Consider the following 18,635-nt stretch of genomic DNA (forward strand, 5'->3'; position numbering starts at 1 on the left):
GGGGGAACGAACCCCGGCGGGATAGAGGACGAATTGTGCAGGGTAATAAGCCATGCCCCAGACTGAAGGGGCACGGCCTAAAGGCGTTACGCCTGGCTAGGTAACAAGGTGGCAGGGATCAGCGCGGTCAGATGGCCTGCCGCCAACAGTTGGCTGGCTGCTTCGATATCGGGGGCGAAGAACCGATCCTTATCGTAGTAGGCGACATGCTCGCGTAGCAGGTGCCGAGCCTGCTCCAGCCCTGCGGTGGTTTGCAGACCTTTACGCAGATCCAGCCCCTGGCATGCAGCTAACCATTCGACGGCCAGAATGCCGCGTACGTTATCTGCCATTTCCCACAGGCGACGACCTGCTGCCGGTGCCATCGAGACATGGTCTTCCTGGTTGGCCGAGGTGGGGATGCTGTCAACGCTGGCCGGGTGTGCCAGTGCCTTGTTCTCGCTGGTCAGCGCGGCGGCGGTGACCTGGGCGATCATAAAGCCGGAGTTCACCCCGCCGTTATCCACCAGGAACGGCGGCAACTGCGACATGTGTTTATCCATCATCAGTGAAATACGGCGCTCGGAGAGTGAACCGATTTCGGCGAACGCCAGCGCCAGGTTATCGGCGGCCATGGCTACCGGTTCGGCGTGGAAGTTGCCACCGGACAGCACATCGCCCTGTTCGGCAAACACCAGCGGGTTATCGGATACGGCGTTGGCCTCGATCTCCAGCACTTCTGCGGCCTGGCGGATCTGCGTCAGGCAGGCACCCATCACCTGCGGTTGGCAGCGCAGGGAGTAAGGATCCTGCACTTTTTCGCAGTTGGCGTGTGAATCCGACACGGCGCTACGTGCTCCAAGTAGATGGCGATAAGCGGCGGCGGCGTCGATCTGCCCACGCTGGCCACGCACTTCGTGGATACGTGGATCGAACGGGCTACGAGATCCCAGTGCGGCTTCCACGGTCAGGCTGCCGGTTACGGTGGCGGCAGCAAACAGATCTTCGGCATCAAACAGGCCACGCAGCGCAAAGGCGGCGGAAACCTGGGTGCCGTTCAGCAGTGCCAGGCCCTCTTTGGCTGCCAGCGTTAACGGTTTCAGACCCGCTTTGGCCAGCGCCTCGGTGGCCGGTAGCCACTCGCCCTGATAGCGGGCTTTACCTTCGCCCAACAGCACCAGACTCATATGTGCCAGCGGAGCCAGATCGCCAGAAGCGCCAACGGAGCCTTTCAGCGGGATATGCGGATACACTTCGGCATTCACTAGTGCCATCAACGCCTGGATCACTTCCAGACGGATGCCGGAGAAACCACGCGACAGGCTGTTGATCTTCAGCACCATGATCAGGCGCACCAGACTGTCATCGGTCGGTGCACCTACACCGGCCGCATGTGACAGCACGATGGAGCGTTGCAGGTTCTCCAAATCTTCGCGGGCAATACGGGTGGAAGCCAGCAGGCCAAACCCGGTATTGATACCGTAAGTGGTGCGGTTCTCTTCCACAATGCGTTCCACGCAGGCTACGCTCTGCTGGATCGCGCCATAGGCGTTGTCGTCCAGCGTCAGAGTGACCGGATGCTGATAAACCTGGCGCAGTTCGGCAAGCGTCAGCTTACCTGGGCGGATAGTCAGAGCGTTCATGCTTTTTCTCCCTGAGTGGCGGCAACCATTGGCAGGTTCAGGCCCTGCTCGCGAGCGCAGTCGATAGCGATATCGTAACCCGCATCAGCATGGCGCATGACGCCGGTGGCCGGGTCGTTATGCAGCACGCGGGCGATACGCTCGGCGGCTTCATCGGTGCCGTCACAGACGATTACCATGCCGGAGTGTTGGGAGAAGCCCATGCCGACGCCACCGCCGTGGTGCAGAGACACCCAGGTAGCACCGCTGGCGGTGTTGAGCAGGGCGTTGAGCAGCGGCCAGTCGGATACGGCATCAGAGCCGTCCTTCATTGATTCGGTTTCACGGTTCGGGCTGGCGACCGAGCCGGAGTCCAGGTGGTCACGGCCAATGACGATTGGAGCAGAGAGTTCGCCGCGGCGTACCATCTCGTTAAATGCTAGGCCCAACTTGGCACGCTGGCCCAGACCGACCCAGCAGATGCGGGCTGGCAGACCCTGGAAGCTGATGCGCTCACGCGCCATATCCAACCAACGGTGCAGGTGCTCATCGTCTGGGATCAGCTCTTTGACCATTGCGTCGGTTTTGTAGATATCCTGCGGATCGCCAGACAGCGCAGCCCAACGGAACGGACCGACGCCACGGCAGAACAGCGGACGAATATAGGCAGGCACAAAGCCTGGGAAATCAAAGGCGTTCTCAACGCCCATCTCTTTGGCCATCTGGCGGATGTTGTTGCCGTAGTCGAAAGTAGGCACGCCCATTTTCTGGAACGCCAGCATGGCTTCGACGTGTTCGGCCATCGACTGCTTGGCAGCCTTCACAACTACCGCTGGTTCGGTTTGCGCACGGCGGCGATACTCTTCCCAGCTCCAGCCTTTTGGCAGGTAACCGTTGAGCGGATCGTGGGCGCTGGTCTGGTCGGTGACCATGTCCGGGCGCACGCCACGCTTGATCAGTTCCGGCAGGATTTCTGCCGCGTTGCCACACAGGGCAATCGAGATGGCTTTACCTTCGGCGCAGTATTTTTTCAGGCGCGCCAGTGCGTCATCCAGATCGGTGGCCTGCTCATCGACATAGCGGGTTTTCAGGCGGAAATCGATGCGGCTCTGCTGGCATTCGATGTTGAGTGAGCTGGCTCCGGCCAAGGTGGCGGCCAGCGGTTGTGCGCCACCCATGCCACCCAGCCCGGCGGTCAGCACCCAGCGGCCTTTCAGGCTGCCGTCGTAATGTTGGCGGCCAGCTTCAACGAAAGTCTCGTAAGTGCCCTGCACGATGCCCTGGCTACCGATGTAGATCCAGCTGCCAGCGGTCATCTGGCCATACATCGCCAGGCCCTTGGCATCCAGCTCGTTAAAGTGTTCCCAGGTGGCCCAGTGGGGAACCAGGTTCGAGTTGGCAATCAGCACGCGCGGGGCGTTACTGTGCGTTTTGAACACGCCGACCGGCTTACCGGACTGCACCAGCAAGGTTTCGTCGTCTTCCAGCGTTTTGAGGGTGGCAACGATTTTATCGTAGCAGTCCCAATCACGGGCTGCGCGGCCGATACCGCCATAAACGACCAGTTCGTGTGGATTTTCAGCCACTTCAGGATCGAGGTTGTTCATCAGCATGCGCAGCGGCGCTTCGGTCAGCCAGCTTTTGGCGTTTAATTGTGTGCCGCGGGGCGCGCGAATATCAACATGGCGAACTTTGTTATTTGCAGTCACAGCTAGTTCCTCAAACAGTATCGGTACAAATCTCATTACATGACGACTACACACAGGCCATAACAATGAGCGGGGTTTATTAACATATACTTGTATGTACAAGCATATGCAATAGCGACGACACTTTGAGAAAAAAGGCATAAGCAAACGTTATTTTTATTTTAAATCATGATGTTAAACTTAATTTTAGGATTAAGTCTATTAACCGAACATGGCAAAACAGTGAGCTGCTCTACAAAAATGAATTAAAATAGTGTCATTTCTGAGCGACAAATCACAATAATTTTACATATGGATTACATCTTGGCGGGGTCGATAAAAAAATCGTATTACCGGGGGTTGGGAGACAACGATACAAGGGGCGCTGCATGTTGCGCCCGCTAATATAATCAATAGGTTAGATGGCCGGTTGCAATGCGCTTGAACGCGTCATCTTGAATACCGTGGCAAGGCTGGCTAGCAGCGCCGGGATCGCCAGGAACAGCAAAATACTCTGCACCTGCCACTCCATCGCCAGTAGCTGAGCGGCCATCATGGTGCCCGCCACGCCGCCAAAGCGGCCAATGCCCTGCATCCAGGCAATACCGGTAGCGCGGCTGTGGGTTGGGTAGTAGGTGGCAGCCAGGGTTTGCAGGCCGGATTGAGCGCCGTTCATGGTGATGCCCATCAGGAAGATAAAGGCACCGAGCAGCACAATCTGGCTATCCTCGGTGGCCATCGCCACAATCAGCAGGGCGCTGATGGCAAAGCCGGTTGAAACCACCTTGTGGGCATTCCAGCGGTCCATTAACCAACCGGCCATCAAGATCCCCAACGTACCGCCGAAGGTGAACAGCGACGTCAGGATCGCCGACTGCTCAAGCTGATACCCCAGCCCTCGCATCAATAGAGGCATCCAGCTCAGCAATACGTAGTAGATCACCAACCCCATAAAGTAGGTGAGCCACAGCATCAGTGTTCCCACCAGATAGGGGCGGCTGAACAGCAGGCCGACGCTGGTTTTCGACAGGGCCAGCTTGTCTTCATACAGGTAGAAACGAGTGATGTGGCTGATGTTGTGGCTGATAAAGCGTTGGGCAATCTGTTTGATTTTCGCGGTATCTTGACCACGGTTGACCATGTATTTCACCGATTCCGGCAGCAGCAGGATTAACAACACGGTGAGTGATAGCGGCGCAATGGCTCCCAGCAGCAACACGCTGTGCCAGCCGTAAGTGGGGATCAGCCAGGAAGAGATTGCGCCCCCGCCCGCCGCTCCTAACGGAAATCCGCAGTACATGGTGTTGATGGCCAGTGATCGGCAGCGCTGTGGGGCGTATTCGGAGATCAGTGTGATGGCGTTTGGCATGGCGGCACCCAGCCCCAGCCCGGTGAGGAAGCGCCACAGCGTCAGGCTATTGAGTGAACCCGCGTAGGCGGTGGCCAGACTGGAAAGGCCAAAGAACAGGCAGGAGAACACCAGCACCCGTTTGCGGCCAACGCGGTCGGAAATCGGCCCGGCAACCAGTGCTCCCAACGAAAGGCCAAGCAGCGCAGCGCTTAATACCGGTCCCAGATCCTGTTTCACGATCCCCCAGTCTTTGGACACCGAAGGGGCTATATAGCCCATCGCCGCCGTATCGTAGCCGTCGATCGCCAGGATCAGGAAACCCAGGATGATCAAAGTCCAGTGAAACAGCGAAAACGTGCTGTCGTCGATAGCCTGCTGAATATTCAACTCGGTGGAATGGGCCATAGTCCCCTCTAAACGCAGATGTGTTGTTGATGGATGGATCGTCGGAACTGCGCCCGACTTGTGCCTGCCTGTCTATACATCTGCGTTACTGCCACGGTTTGTGTCAAATACTTTTATCTTATTTGTTAAATGAATGTTTATTGCGTGCGGTGGATAACATCGGCGGTTGGCGTTTGCTCCTTAATAAACGTCAGCAATGAGTGGATTACCTGGAGAAAGCTGCTGGTCACCGCCGAACGGACAAAATTTAATACACTTTTCCAGGTTTGGTCGCCCGGCAGGGATCTGCGATAATAGGCCTTTCCTTAGGCAGATTGAGAAAGCTATGCAGTACCCGATTAATGAGATGTTCCAAACTTTGCAGGGCGAAGGCTATTTCACTGGCGTTCCGGCCATTTTTATTCGCCTACAGGGTTGCCCAGTGGGATGCAGCTGGTGCGATACCAAACACACCTGGGAAAAGGACGCCGATCGGGAAGTGGATATGCAACGCATCCTGGTAAAAACTGCCGAGAGTGATGCCTGGGGGAGCGCCAGTGCAGAACAACTGCTGGAGGTGATCGAGCAACAGGGCTATACCGCACGCCATATTGTGATCACTGGCGGTGAGCCGTGTATCTACGATCTGATCCCGCTGACCAGGCTGTTTGAGAATGCGGGCTATGGCTGCCAGATCGAAACCAGCGGCACCCATGAAATCCTTTGTTCCCCCAATACCTGGGTCACCGTTTCACCCAAAGTGAACATGCGCGGTGGTTTGAAGGTGATAGAGCAGGCGCTGATGCGGGCCGATGAGATCAAGCATCCGGTGGGGCGTGAACGTGATATTGAGGCATTGGATGAGCTGTTGGCAACGTTGCACGACGAAAAACACCGTATCATCGCTTTGCAGCCGATCAGCCAAAAAGAAGAGGCGACGCGGTTGTGTATTGAGACCTGCATTGCCCGCAACTGGCGGCTTTCAATGCAGACGCATAAGTATTTGAATATCGCTTAAGACCGGCCCCTCACCCCAACCCTCTCCTTTAGTGAGTGCTGCGGTCGGGGGGCAGGTGCTAATCTGTGGCACGTTCGGTTCCCTCTCCTTGGGGAGAGAGTTAGGGTGAGGGAGATCGCACCGGAGTCAATCTCCTCACTTTGAGCCTTGCTCTGTTAACCTTTATATACGCAGCCTGCGGTACAGGTTTCTTTGACCATCACCGCCGACAGCTCTGGCAGCTGTGGTTTCAACTGCTGCCAGATCCAGGCGGCAAGCACTTCGCTGGTCGGGTTCTCCAAACCAGGAATGTCGTTCAGATTATAGTGATCCAGGCGCTGCCAAATCGGCTTGAAGGCGGCCTTCAGCTCGGCAAAATCCATCACCCAACCGGTGTGGGCGTCTACTTCCCCGGTCACTTCTATACGCACCATAAACGAATGCCCGTGCAGGCGGCCGCATTTATGGCCCTCCGGCACGTTTGGCAGATGGTGTGCAGCTTCAAACTGAAAATCTTTAAATAGCGTGGTTGCCATTGGTACGGCCTCATTGACTCAAAAACCGCCGAATAGTAACGGAAAGTGAGCCTGCTGACTAATCTTACTCATCTAATAGGGGGCAAGAGGGGGATCTTCACGGGGATCTGATAATAATTTTGTTCGGCCACAGAAAGGCTTATCGGACGTAACAATCAACCTTAAATGCGATTCATTCAAGTTTTTAAAAATTAAATAATTAATTATCAATAAGTTAAAAATAATAACCTAACGATTTAGCCACTATCCCTTACCAGGAAAACTGCTTAGTCGTTTTGGTTATTAATTATTGCTATCCCTTATTTAATCGTTGCAATTACGCTCGGTAACCTTACAAACTCTCCTGGTCTTTTCAGGACATTCAATTACAGCGACTGACACTGGCTAAACATAGGATATCCGTACCGCGATGACGACTCAGGTTCCTCCAACATCTTTGCTCCCGCTGACACCCGAACAGCTCTCGAGTTTACAGGCCGTCATTGGTGACTATTCCCCAACGCAGCTGGCGTGGCTCTCTGGTTACTTCTGGGGCAGGGTCAATCAGCAGCCGGGCAGCGTGGTTTCAGCACCGGTTGCAGCGGCTCCTGCGGCCAGTGTCACCCTGATTTCTGCTTCCCAGACTGGTAACGCACGCCGGCTGGCCGAACAGCTACGCGACGATCTGCTGGCGGCGAAGCTGAGCGTGACCCTGGTGAATGCCGGTGACTATAAGTTCAAGCAAATCGCCCAGGAGCGTCTGCTGGTGGTGGTCGCCTCCACCCAAGGGGAAGGGGAGCCTGCGGAAGAAGCGGTGGCGCTGCACAAATTCCTGCATTCGAAAAAAGCCCCCAAACTCAATGAAACTGCCTTTGCGGTGTTTGGCCTGGGGGATAGCTCTTATGAGAATTTCTGCCAGTCCGGCAAAGACTTTGATGGCAAGCTGGCTGAGCTGGGAGCAGAGCGCCTGGTGGAACGCATCGATGCGGATGTGGATTATCAGGAACTGGCTATCTCCTGGCGTAAGCAGGTGGTGGAAGTTCTGAAGGCCCGAACCCCCGCGGAAAACGGCGCTCCGGCGACATTGGCCAGTGGCGCAGTCGATCTGCTGGACAGCAGCCCTTACAGCAAAGAACAGCCGCTGACCGCGCAACTGGCGGCCAAGCAAAAGATCACTGGTCGTGCTTCCGATAAAGACGTACGTCATATCGAAATCGATTTAGGTGATTCCGACCTGCGCTATCAACCAGGCGATGCCTTGGGCGTATGGTTTGACAACGATCCGGCGCTGGTGGATGAGCTGGTACAACTGCTGTGGTTGAAAGGCGACGAACCGGTCGAGGTTGAGGGGCAAACCCTGCCGCTGCGTGAAGCTTTGTGCAGCCACTTTGAACTGACGCAGAACACCACGCTGATTGTGGAAAAATATGCCGGGCTGTCGCGGGATGAAGAACTGATTGGCCTGCTGGCAGACAAGCCTAAACTGCAGCACTACGCCTCTAACACCCCGATTGTGGACATGGTACGCCAGGCCCCGGCCGATCTGAGCGCAGAGCAGCTACTCAGCCTGCTGCGCCCGCTGACGCCGCGCCTGTACTCTATTGCCTCCTCTCAGGCCGAGAATGAAAACGAAGTGCACATCACCGTTGGCGTGGTGCGCTACGACATTGATGGCCGCAGCCGTGCCGGTGGGGCTTCCAGCTTCCTGGCCGATCGTCTGGAAGAGGAAGGCAAGCTACGGGTGTTTATCGAACATAACGACAACTTCCGTTTGCCTGCCAACCCGGAAACGCGGGTGATCATGATTGGCCCTGGCACCGGTATTGCCCCGTTCCGCGCCTTTATGCAGCAGCGTGAGGCCGAAGGTGGCAGCGGGAAAAACTGGCTGTTCTTCGGTAACCCGCACTTTACCGAAGATTTCCTGTACCAGGTCGAATGGCAGCGCTATGTGAAAGATGGCCTGCTGACCCGCATCGATCTGGCCTGGTCACGGGATCAACAACATAAGGTTTATGTGCAGGACAAGCTGCGCGAGCAGGGCGCGGAAGTCTGGAACTGGATCCAGCAGGGCGCGCACATTTATGTCTGTGGCGATGCCAACCGCATGGCGAAAGACGTCGAAAACACATTGTTAGCACTGGTGGCCGAGCACGGTGGTATGGATACCGAGCAGGCAGATGAATTCTTAAGCGAGCTGCGCCTTGAGCGCCGTTATCAGCGAGACGTTTACTGATGAGTGATAAACACCCTGGGCCTCTGGTGGTTGAAGGCAAACTGGCCGATGCCGAGCGTCTGAAGAAAGAGAGTAACTTCCTGCGCGGAACCATTGCCGAAGATTTACAAGACGGTCTGACTGGCGGCTTTACTGGCGATAACTTCCTGCTGATCCGTTTCCACGGTATGTACCAGCAGGACGATCGCGATATTCGCGCCGAACGTGCCGAACAAAAACTCGAGCCGCGCCACGCCATGATGTTGCGCTGCCGCCTGCCGGGCGGGATTATTTCCCCGCAACAGTGGCTGGGGATCGACAAATTTGCCGCAGAAAGCACGCTGTATGGCAGCATCCGTATCACCAACCGTCAGACGTTCCAGTTTCACGGCATCGTCAAAGGTAACGTGAAACCGGTGCACCAGTTGCTGAACCGCCTGGGGCTGGATGCATTGGCGACCGCCAACGACGTGAACCGTAACGTACTTTGCACCTCGAATCCGGTGGAGTCGGAGCTGCATCAGGAAGCGTACGAATGGGCGAAGAAAATCTCCGAGCACCTGCTGCCGCGTACCCGTGCCTATGCCGAAGTGTGGCTGGATAAAGAAAAAGTCGCGACCACGGACGAAGAGCCGATCCTGGGCGCTACTTATCTGCCGCGCAAGTTTAAAACCACGGTGGTGATCCCGCCGCAGAACGATGTGGATCTGCATGCCAACGACATGAACTTTGTGGCGATTGCCGAACACGGCAAGCTGGTGGGCTTTAACTTGCTGGTGGGTGGCGGCCTGTCTATCGAGCATGGCAACAAGAATACCTATGCGCGTACGGCGAGTGAGTTTGGCTATATTCCGTTGGAACACACGCTTGCCGTCGCCGAAGCGGTAGTGACCACCCAGCGTGACTGGGGCAACCGCACCGACCGTAAGAACGCCAAAACCAAATATACGCTGGAGCGGGTGGGGGTTGATACCTTCCGCGCCGAGGTTGAAAAGCGGGCTGGCATCACCTTTGCGCCGGTGCGTCCGTACGAGTTTACTGGCCGTGGTGATCGCATCGGCTGGGTCAAAGGGGTTGATAACCACTGGCACCTGACGCTATTTATTGAGAACGGTCGCCTGCTGGATTATCCAGGTCGCCCGCTGAAAACCGGCGTGGCGGAGATCGCCAAGGTTCACCAGGGTGACTTCCGCCTGACGGCTAACCAGAACCTGATCGTGGCCGGCGTGCCGGAAAGCGAAAAGGCAAAGATCGAAGCTCTGGCGCGCCAGCATGGCCTGATCGACGACGATATTAGCGAGCAGCGCAAGAATTCGATGGCCTGCGTGTCCTACCCAACCTGCCCGCTGGCGATGGCGGAGGCCGAGCGCTTCCTGCCGGAGTTTGTGACCAAGGTAGAGGGGATCATGCATCGGCATGGCGTGGGTGATGAGCACGTGGTGCTGCGTATCACCGGCTGCCCGAACGGCTGTGGCCGAGCGCTGCTGGCGGAGATTGGTCTGGTTGGTAAAGCGATTGGCCGTTACAACCTGCATCTGGGCGGTAACCGTGAAGGGACGCGTATTCCCCGCATGTATCGGGAAAATATTAATGAAGAAGAGATCTTGCAGATCATCGACCAACTGGTAGGGCGCTGGGCAACAGAGCGTACCGCTGGCGAAGGCTTTGGCGATTTCACCGTGCGCACTGGGATTATCCGGCCGGTGGTGGATCCCGCGCAGGATTTCTGGGAATAACCTTGCTGGCTTTCCTCACTCTTTGTGCAGCAGCTAAGTTTGTGCACCATACTGTCCCCTCTCTCTGTGGGAGAGGGTTAGGGTGAGGGGCCACATCATCACTTTCAGGAGATCGCATCATGGCTGAATTGGATCTGGTGGCGCTGAACGCGCTACCGAAGTCCGGGCAGGCGCTGGCACTGGCGGTCGTCAACGGCCAGTTGGAACAGCTTTCGGCGCAGGAGAGGGTTGCCTGGGCGCTGGAACATCTGCCGGGGGAGTTTGTGCTTTCTTCCAGCTTTGGTATTCAGGCGGCAGTGTGCCTGCATCTGGTCACGCGCATCAAGCCGGATATCCCGGTGATCCTGACTGATACCGGCTACCTGTTTCCGGAAACCTACCAGTTTATCGACCAATTGGCCGACAAGCTGAACCTGAACCTGCAGGTATTCCGTGCCGAGCATTCACCGGCCTGGCAAGAAGCTCGTTACGGCAAGTTATGGGAGCAGGGCGTTGAGGGCATCGAGCAGTACAACCAAATCAACAAGGTGGAGCCGATGAACCGTGCGCTGGAAACGCTAGGTGCGCAAACCTGGTTTGCCGGCCTGCGCCGTGAGCAATCGGGCAGCCGTGCCAATCTGCCGGTGCTGGCGGTGCAGCGTGGGGTATTCAAGATCCTGCCGATCATCGATTGGGATAACCGCCAGATTTACCAATATCTGACCGAACATGGGTTGAGCTATCACCCGCTGTGGGATCAGGGCTACCTGTCGGTGGGCGATACCCACACCACCCGTAAATGGGAGGAAGGCATGAGCGAAGAAGAAACCCGTTTCTTTGGCCTGAAGCGCGAGTGTGGTTTGCACGAAGGTTGATGAGCGCATAGTTAACGAACCGGGTTCTGCGAGGGCCCGACTAATTAAGTTCTAGCTCAATAACATGTGACGCCTGAGGGCGCTGGTCAAATCTTGGCGGGTATGCAAGAACAGCAAGATGTCGACGGTATAACCGGTGATTTCATACAACGTCCGGTATTCGTGTTTATCCAGACGTTCTCGTAGTGCCAAGCCATAATCAGCCAAAGTGGCGTTAAAACGATAGTGCTTGGGGTCTTCTCGCAACCCTCTTGTCGTTCCAAGGCCGTTTGGACGAATAATTCTGCGGTTCCATTTTTAGTCACCCAAACACCTCCTTTGAAACTCTATCAGGTGAACCTAGACTTTCTCGTGTCGCTTGTTGCGATAAGGTTTTGTGCGTACTCATTGGTTTCTTCTCGAATACGGGTTTCTCTCAGTGTACTTAACCGAGATGGTGAGTACAAAATTTGTACTCGATTTTACGTCCAATTATTTCTTCTTTTTCTTCTTCGGCTCAGGGGCGGGATGCGCCTGCACCCACTCTTTTACCAAAGGTAACAGGATCCGTACGCTGTCGCGGCTGCGTTTATCGAGCCGCCCTGGCAGGTGGGTTTCCAGATATTGCAGATTGTCGTATTGCGGACGATGCCAGGTAATGCCCTGTGGGAAGCTGGGGCTGGCAGCACGCTGCTGGTATCCGTCCTGAGTCCCCAGCGACCAGTTGGTGGCTTCTACCGCCATCACCGGGATTTTTGCGTTATCGAAGACCATCTGATCGGAGCAGCAACCGGTGCCGGTTGGAAAATCTTTGCTGCCTGGGTTGATGGCCGCTTCAATACCATAACGGTGGGCAATATTCAGTGCCTGATCGCGGGATCTGGCTATCACTTCCGGTTCCGTGTTGCGCCCGGAATGGAAATAGAGGCGATCACCGGTGATCAGGCTATCGAGGTTAATCACCAGCAGCGTGTTTTTGCGCTCTTCCGCCGTCATCCGGCCAAGGTAGTTTTTAGCCCCTATCGACTTAAGCTCTTCACCGCTCGTGGCCACAAAGCGCAGGCTATAGGTGGTGGGGATGTTTTTCAGCCGGTTGGCCAACTCCAGCATCACGCCCACGCCGGAGGCATTGTCATCGACCCCCTGTAACGTCAGGCCACCGAGATTATTGTCTACCTCATCGTCGCTGAGTGGGGTGTAGGTATCGAAGTGCGCCATGATGATGACCTGCTGGGGTCGCTCACCCTTTTTGGTGGCAATCACCGAGGTGACGCTAATTTTGCGCCAGTTTTCACTGGTGTCTTTGTTGGTGTAGAGGTAACGGGCGTCAAAGGTGCGGGTGTCAGCTGGGTAGCCCATCTCGGTAAACTGCTGTTTCAGGTAGTCTGCGGCCAGTAATTCTGCCGGGCTGCCTGCCATGCGACCTGGGAAGTAGGTGGCAATATGGCGGATCTGTTTGGCGGCGAACTGGCCCATCGGGGCTTCTTTTACGGGTTTGGGAGCGGCCGAAACGCTTACAGCACTGCCGAGAGCGGCTAACAACAGCCCAGCTCCCAGACACAAGCGGGAAAACATACCGAAAAATCCTTCTTTAACAGCGGTGATGCCGATTATTTTTGCGGTGTTTAGTATGGGGCGCTAGCACCGATAAGACAATTTCTTCGCGTCCTAATTTTTGTATGAGGTGCGGGCCATACAGCGCCCGATAGCCTACGATAACCAGTCGCTGGCCTGGATAGTGTCATGCCACTTCCCACGTATCAGCGCATAACCCACACTCTCTGGCGGCAGATTGAAATCACCCTCCAATACCGCGACTAACATGGGTTCGTCAAAATCAGGTGGTGTAGTGTACGCCGTGCTACCGCTCCCCTGGAGAATACGTTGGTAAAAATCCCAAGGGGATTCATCATCATACCTGGTGTAGAGAACCGTATTCTGGCCACGAACCCATACCTGCCGAGTGCGTGCTGCGGCATGCAGTACTGTTAGCTGAAACATCGTGGGCCGTACGCCTAAACTAAAATAGTTCATGACATCGGCGCAGATACGTTGCAATGCCGTTTGCGAATTGGCGACATTGTTGTAGGCGAATCCACCCTGATTGCTGGCATCCAGCCAGAAAATACGGCTTTCCTCCACATCCAGAACCAGAGGCACAAACGAGCCAGTCTCACCGGAAAGCTGGAATTTGTGTTCAACGGTACGTGGATCGAATACCGCATATCGAAAAAAGCCACTGCCAGATCAAGATCGGTGGAATAACCTTGTGGCGGCTGACACCAATGCGTAAATAGGCGGATCAGGCAGCCAGAAGGAACCGATAACAACGAGCCGCGTGGTAGATCGATCGCGAGGGAACTGGAGGTGCGCTCGTTGAACGGCACCATAATATCTCGCAGCGTTTCATCGATGACGGCAGTCTGAAAATCAGGCTGTCGCGCAAAGCGTTGCAATAGTTCCTGCTCAATGGCTGCTACCAACGGTAGTGTCACTTCCGGCGGCAGAGGCATGCGATTATCTGCGGTTGCCGGTGCCAGAAACTCAGCTCCTTTCGGGAAGTAGACCCGCACAGGCCAGCGTTGGTCACGATGGGACAAACTGCTTGCCAGCGTGAGCAACATTGGGGTGGCTAACAGAGGTAACTTGCTGCAAAACAGGGCCTGTACATCGGAGCTGCCTTGCTGTGTCTCCATACGGAGTAGGTGATCAAGGCGACGTGCCAACTCCCCTAGGCGTGTGGCCAGCAATTGACACAGTGCTGGCAGATCTTGGGTATTAATATGCTGTTCTACTTCAGCATTGAAGCTGACAAAGCGGGCTTGTCCTTTGGCATCATGGCGATAGCGGGGAAGGTTTAAAGCTGTGTAAAGATGCTTAGCCAGCGGTGTTGCCGACTGGCGGACCAAGGCAAAAGCAGTCGCAACCCGTGGAAAACGCTTGGCGTACTCAAACGGATGCAAAAACTCGCCCATTCTAGGTAGCAATGTTGCTGAATCTGTCGTGGGTAAGACGGGGGCTGCATGCAACTGCCCATACAATGTGAGTCCGCGTTCCATTAATCCTCACCTATAACCTTATTACGTACAGCGAGTTAGGCGTCATTTTAAAAACACCCCATGCCTTTTCGTCATTTCAGGGGGCAAATCACACTCCGTACAGTCACTCTACCACCGCTTGGTTGACAGATAGCTGAATTCTTATACAAACTTGTAGACATAAATAATTCTTCAGTATAGTGTTGAGATAGTATAATTTTCGATTATAAAAATGGAATTTTTATGTCTAGTATCATCTATATGAATATTAAAGGTAAGAAGCAAGGGCTGATATCAGCTGGGTGTGGGACGTTTGACTCGATAGGAAATCGGTATCAGGTGGGCCATGAAGATGATGTTTTTGTTTTATCTTATCAGCACTTGGCTACTCGTTCTCAGCATGTCAATCACCAGCCTGTCATTATTCTCAAGCTTATAGATAAATCGTCCCCGTTAATAGCTGCGTGCATGGATAATAATGAAGAGATAGAATGTAATATTCAGTTCCTTAGGACTAGTGTGAACGGTGGCTTAGAGCGCTATTATTCAATCCGTCTGGGAGGGGCAACTATTGTAGCTATCAAGTGTGATTATCCTCACTCGATTAATGATAATGGGATGATTCCACAAGAGGCAATATCTATAAAATATAGAGATATAACGCGCAATCACGAATCATGCTCGACAGGTTCGTATAGTTTCTGGGATGACAGGGTGTATTGATTATGAATGCTTCATTAGTTGCTTCGACTATAGCAGAGGAGATGTCAGAGTCTATTTCAGCACTAGGAGACTCTGATCTGGCAGATGCAACTTTCTCTCTATTGAATGGTACATGGGAGACTCTTGGTGATTATGGTTATCTCGCCTATGATTTTATAGATACAGATTCGAGATATCAAAAAAACAATGACAAGCATAGACTTGCCAAACTGGTGAAAGATGGAATCAACTCAGAAAAAATCAATAGGACTCTACATATTGTCTTTGAGGATTACTATGGAAATTTGACAGAAGAGCAACAGCAGTTATTGTATCGGAGGCAGACAGCGGGTATTGCGGGAGGAGCGATAGCTAATAACTATCTTTTTAAAAATGTGACTGGTACGCTGTTGACTGGTTTTTTTCCTCGTTTCTTTACTGGTCTGACGATAACAACCACATATACGTTAGGTGGGAAAATAGCCCGCTCAACGTATGGATCTCGACAATTGATGAATGATGCTCCTGATTTATATTGGAAGTTAAGATCGGAAGGAGATTTGGATTTACTTTATTTTTTAATTGAAAAATATGCAGAACCTTTTGTTAAAGCATCTAAAATAAAAAATACCAACCCGATTCTATTTGAAGAGATAAATAATAAATTTTTATCGTTGGAGTTATAAATGAAAGGTAAAATAATTAAATTTATTATTTTTATCACTGATTTAATACTGGGTTATTTTGTTGTGTTGGGTGCTGCATCTATAATTTTATCATTTTTCTTGTTTAAGCATGATATGCGTAACCTGATCTATTTTAATGTAATGATGATTACGGTTGGTCTATTAAGTTGGTATCTTCAACGTAAATTAAAGGCGTATCGAGAGCGCTTGATAAAAGAAGGAATTATTCCTCCCAAGAAAGAAAATCATAGACCTTATTGAGTTCGGGTGTGTGGCGGTAGTAGTGACCTATAATAGTCCACGTGTATCCAGGGTACCGTTAATAAGGTAGGCATATGCTGCCTAAAACTTCAGGGGTACAGAGCTATCCAGGCTGGTGTCTCATCTTCGTTTTTTCTCTTCCTTCCGCTTAGGGCTTGGTGTGGCCTGCCTTATTCCTTTTAAGAACATCTCATGCCTTTTCGTCATTTCAGGGGGCAAATCGCACGCCGTATAGTCACCCTATCAATCTGTTATATGAAAAGGCCGTTGTGGACTATCTACCAATATTTGCCGACCTGAAACAACGCCCGGTGCTGGTGGTTGGCGGCGGCGAAGTGGCTGCACGTAAAGTCGACCTCCTGCTACGTGCCGGGGCCGAAGTACGGATCGTGGCGCAGGCGCTCTCAGCGGAGTTGGAGCACCAACATCTGCAAGGGCATGTTGATTGGCTAGCGCAGAACTTTGTGCCAGAGCAGCTAGACGACGTCTTTCTGGTGATCGCCGCTACCGATGACAGTGCGCTGAACGCCGAGGTGTACGCCGAAGCGGATAAGCGCCGTGTGCTGGCCAACGTGGTGGATGACCAACCGCGTTGCTCCTTTATCTTCCCGTCGATTATCGATCGCTCCCCGTTGGTGGTGGCCGTGTCATCTAGCGGTCAGGCACCGGTATTGGCGCGGATGCTGCGTGAGAAGCTAGAGGCGTTGCTGCCTGCCAGCCTGGGGCAGATGGCGGAACTGGCCGGAGGGTTGCGTGGCAAAGTGAAGCAGCGGCTGACTTCTATCGGGAGCAGACGCCGTTTCTGGGAGAAAACCTTCAACGGCCGTTTCGCGACTTTGGTGGCGAATGGTCAGGTGGAGCAGGCGCAGCAGCAATTGGAGCAGAATTTAACGGCTTTTGCGCAGGGTAACGAGGGAGCGCAAGGTGAGATCGCACTGGTCGGGGCAGGCCCGGGCGATGTCGGCTTGTTGACCTTACGCGGGCTGCAGGTGATGCAGCAGGCCGACGTGGTGCTTTACGATCACCTGGTGAGCGAAGAGACGCTGGATTTGGTGCGTCGCGACGCCGAACGTATCTGCGTGGGCAAACGCGCCGGTGCGCACTCGGTGATCCAGGAAGAGACCAATCGGCTGTTGGTGGAACTGGCGCAGCAGGGGAAGCGGGTAGTGCGGTTAAAAGGCGGCGATCCCTTTATCTTTGGCCGGGGTGGCGAAGAGTTACAGGTGGCCGCCGCTGCCGGGATCCCTTTCCAGGTGGTGCCGGGCGTAACCGCTGCCGCAGGGGCTACAGCCTATGCCGGTATTCCGTTAACCCACCGCGATCACGCTCAAAGCGTGACTTTCATTACCGGCCATTGCCGTGACGATGAAGACGGTTTGGATTGGGCCGCTCTGGCGCGGGCGCGTCAGACGTTGGCGATCTACATGGGCACCATGAAGGCGGCGGATATCAGCCGCAACCTGATCGCCCATGGCCGTGATGCGGATACGCCAGTCGCCGTGATCAGCCGGGGCACGCGGGCCGATCAACAGGTGCAGACTGGCACCTTGCAACAGTTGGAACAATTAACTCGGCAGGCACCGTTACCGGCGCTGCTGGTGATCGGTGAAGTGGTGGAATTACACCATCAAATCGCCTGGTTTGGGCATCAATCGCAGACGGCAGTGGCAGTGCGCCCGGCCGTCGTGAATTTGGCTTAAAGGATCTGTTATGGACCAAAAACGACTCACTCATTTGCGGCAATTGGAGGCGGAGAGCATCCATATCATCCGTGAAGTGGCCGCTGAATTCGGCAATCCGGTGATGCTCTATTCCATCGGTAAAGACTCCTCGGTGATGCTGCATCTGGCCCGCAAGGCGTTCTACCCAGGCACGCTGCCGTTCCCGCTGCTGCATGTGGACACTGGCTGGAAATTCAATGAAATGTACCAATTCCGCGATCGTACCGCCAAAGAGTACGGTTTCGAGCTGCTGATCCATAAAAACCCGGAAGGGGTGGCGATGGGGATTAACCCGTTTGTCCACGGCAGCGCCAAGCATACCGATATCATGAAAACCGAAGGCCTCAAGCAGGCGCTGAACAAGTACGGCTTTGATGCTGCTTTTGGTGGCGCACGCCGTGACGAGGAGAAATCCCGCGCCAAAGAACGCATCTACTCTTTCCGCGATCGCTTCCACCGCTGGGATCCGAAAAACCAGCGCCCGGAGCTGTGGCACAACTATAACGGCCAGATTAACAAGGGCGAGAGCATCCGCGTCTTCCCGCTGTCGAACTGGACCGAGCTGGATATCTGGCAATATATCTTCCTGGAGAAGATCGACATCGTTCCGCTCTACCTGGCCAAACCACGCCCGGTGGTGGAACGCGACGGCATGTTGATGATGGTGGATGATGATCGTATCGATCTGCAACCGGGTGAAGTGATCAGCCAGCGTATGGTGCGGTTCCGTACCCTTGGCTGCTGGCCGTTGACCGGCGCGGTAGATTCTTCTGCGCAGACGCTGCCAGAGATCATCGAGGAAATGCTGGTCTCCACCACCAGCGAACGTCAGGGCCGCATGATCGACCGCGATCAGTCCGGTTCGATGGAGCTGAAAAAGCGCCAAGGGTATTTCTAAGGAGCCGCCGGA

At 54.3% G+C, this 18,635-nt stretch carries 17 protein-coding genes; 9 read left to right on the forward strand and 8 right to left on the reverse strand.

Features of this window, described 5'->3' with window-relative positions; translation table 11 throughout:
• Positions 1-86 precede the first annotated feature (86 nt).
• The 3 genes from hutH to KAJ71_RS01435 all read right to left on the reverse strand — a co-directional run bounded on the left by hutH (position 87) and on the right by KAJ71_RS01435 (position 5,045).
• Positions 87-1,622 (reverse strand): histidine ammonia-lyase, encoded by a 1,536-nt coding sequence (hutH, locus tag KAJ71_RS01425; protein WP_065687040.1) that lies wholly within the window; start codon positions 1,620-1,622, stop codon positions 87-89.
• Positions 1,619-3,310 (reverse strand): urocanate hydratase, encoded by a 1,692-nt coding sequence (gene hutU, locus KAJ71_RS01430; RefSeq protein WP_248944041.1) that lies wholly within the window; start codon positions 3,308-3,310, stop codon positions 1,619-1,621. The genes hutH and hutU overlap by 4 nt, the downstream gene beginning before the upstream one ends.
• 397 nt (positions 3,311-3,707) lie before the next feature.
• A complete protein-coding gene (locus KAJ71_RS01435; RefSeq protein ID WP_248944042.1) occupies positions 3,708-5,045 on the reverse strand; it encodes an MFS transporter in 1,338 nt (445 codons plus the stop codon).
• A 325-nt stretch (positions 5,046-5,370) separates the two neighbouring features.
• On the opposite strand from KAJ71_RS01435, the gene queE reads away from it, so the two are divergent.
• Positions 5,371-6,042 (forward strand): 7-carboxy-7-deazaguanine synthase QueE, encoded by a 672-nt coding sequence (gene queE / locus KAJ71_RS01440; protein WP_248944043.1) that lies wholly within the window; start codon positions 5,371-5,373, stop codon positions 6,040-6,042.
• 155 nt (positions 6,043-6,197) lie between these two features.
• Here the strand turns inward: queE and queD are convergent, their stop codons facing one another.
• On the reverse strand, positions 6,198-6,557 hold the full coding sequence (gene queD, locus KAJ71_RS01445; RefSeq protein ID WP_021179400.1) for a 6-carboxytetrahydropterin synthase QueD: 360 nt from the start codon (positions 6,555-6,557) through the stop codon (positions 6,198-6,200).
• A gap of 409 nt (positions 6,558-6,966) precedes the next feature.
• Here queD and cysJ point away from each other — a divergent pair, with 409 nt between their 5' ends.
• From cysJ to cysH, 3 genes are all read left to right on the forward strand, one after another.
• Positions 6,967-8,769, forward strand: a complete 1,803-nt coding sequence (gene cysJ / locus KAJ71_RS01450; RefSeq protein ID WP_248944044.1) for an NADPH-dependent assimilatory sulfite reductase flavoprotein subunit — start codon at positions 6,967-6,969, stop codon at positions 8,767-8,769.
• Positions 8,769-10,484, forward strand: coding sequence for an assimilatory sulfite reductase (NADPH) hemoprotein subunit (gene cysI, locus KAJ71_RS01455; protein WP_248944045.1), 1,716 nt, complete (start codon positions 8,769-8,771; stop codon positions 10,482-10,484). The genes cysJ and cysI overlap by 1 nt, the downstream gene beginning before the upstream one ends.
• Before the next feature lie 119 nt (positions 10,485-10,603).
• Positions 10,604-11,338 carry a phosphoadenosine phosphosulfate reductase gene (gene cysH, locus KAJ71_RS01460; protein ID WP_248944046.1) on the forward strand — a complete coding sequence of 245 codons (735 nt, stop codon included), beginning with the start codon at positions 10,604-10,606 and terminating at the stop codon, positions 11,336-11,338.
• Between the two features lie 51 nt (positions 11,339-11,389).
• On the opposite strand, the gene KAJ71_RS01465 is transcribed toward cysH, so the two are convergent.
• The 4 genes from KAJ71_RS01465 to KAJ71_RS01480 all read right to left on the reverse strand — a co-directional run bounded on the left by KAJ71_RS01465 (position 11,390) and on the right by KAJ71_RS01480 (position 14,376).
• Positions 11,390-11,584, reverse strand: coding sequence for a type II toxin-antitoxin system RelE/ParE family toxin (locus KAJ71_RS01465; RefSeq protein ID WP_248944163.1), 195 nt, complete (start codon positions 11,582-11,584; stop codon positions 11,390-11,392).
• A gap of 225 nt (positions 11,585-11,809) precedes the next feature.
• Positions 11,810-12,892, reverse strand: a complete 1,083-nt coding sequence (locus KAJ71_RS01470) for an aminopeptidase (protein ID WP_248944047.1) — start codon at positions 12,890-12,892, stop codon at positions 11,810-11,812.
• Between the two features lie 135 nt (positions 12,893-13,027).
• The gene (locus KAJ71_RS01475; protein WP_248944048.1) at positions 13,028-13,318 is read right to left on the reverse strand and encodes a hypothetical protein; all 291 of its coding nucleotides are present in this window, start codon (positions 13,316-13,318) and stop codon (positions 13,028-13,030) included.
• Positions 13,319-13,347: 29 nt separating this feature from the next.
• Entirely contained in the window at positions 13,348-14,376 is a 1,029-nt protein-coding gene (locus KAJ71_RS01480) for a hypothetical protein (RefSeq protein WP_248944049.1), read from the reverse strand.
• A 222-nt stretch (positions 14,377-14,598) separates the two neighbouring features.
• Here KAJ71_RS01480 and KAJ71_RS01485 point away from each other — a divergent pair, with 222 nt between their 5' ends.
• From KAJ71_RS01485 to cysD, 5 genes are all read left to right on the forward strand, one after another.
• A complete protein-coding gene (locus KAJ71_RS01485; protein ID WP_248944050.1) occupies positions 14,599-15,078 on the forward strand; it encodes an Hcp family type VI secretion system effector in 480 nt (159 codons plus the stop codon).
• 2 nt (positions 15,079-15,080) lie between these two features.
• Complete coding sequence (locus KAJ71_RS01490) at positions 15,081-15,743, forward strand: Ssp6 family T6SS pore-forming effector (RefSeq protein WP_248944051.1); 663 nt, start codon at positions 15,081-15,083, stop codon at positions 15,741-15,743.
• Positions 15,744-16,004: a hypothetical protein gene (locus KAJ71_RS01495; protein ID WP_248944052.1), complete on the forward strand. Its 261-nt coding sequence runs from the start codon at positions 15,744-15,746 to the stop codon at positions 16,002-16,004.
• A gap of 269 nt (positions 16,005-16,273) precedes the next feature.
• Positions 16,274-17,704, forward strand: coding sequence for a siroheme synthase CysG (gene cysG, locus KAJ71_RS01500; protein ID WP_248944053.1), 1,431 nt, complete (start codon positions 16,274-16,276; stop codon positions 17,702-17,704).
• A gap of 10 nt (positions 17,705-17,714) precedes the next feature.
• Entirely contained in the window at positions 17,715-18,623 is a 909-nt protein-coding gene (gene cysD / locus KAJ71_RS01505) for a sulfate adenylyltransferase subunit CysD (RefSeq protein ID WP_024485711.1), read from the forward strand.
• The last annotated feature ends 12 nt before the right edge of the window (positions 18,624-18,635 follow it).

Source organism: Serratia silvae (assembly GCF_023282985.1).
Lineage (GTDB): Bacteria > Pseudomonadota > Gammaproteobacteria > Enterobacterales > Enterobacteriaceae > Chania > Chania silvae.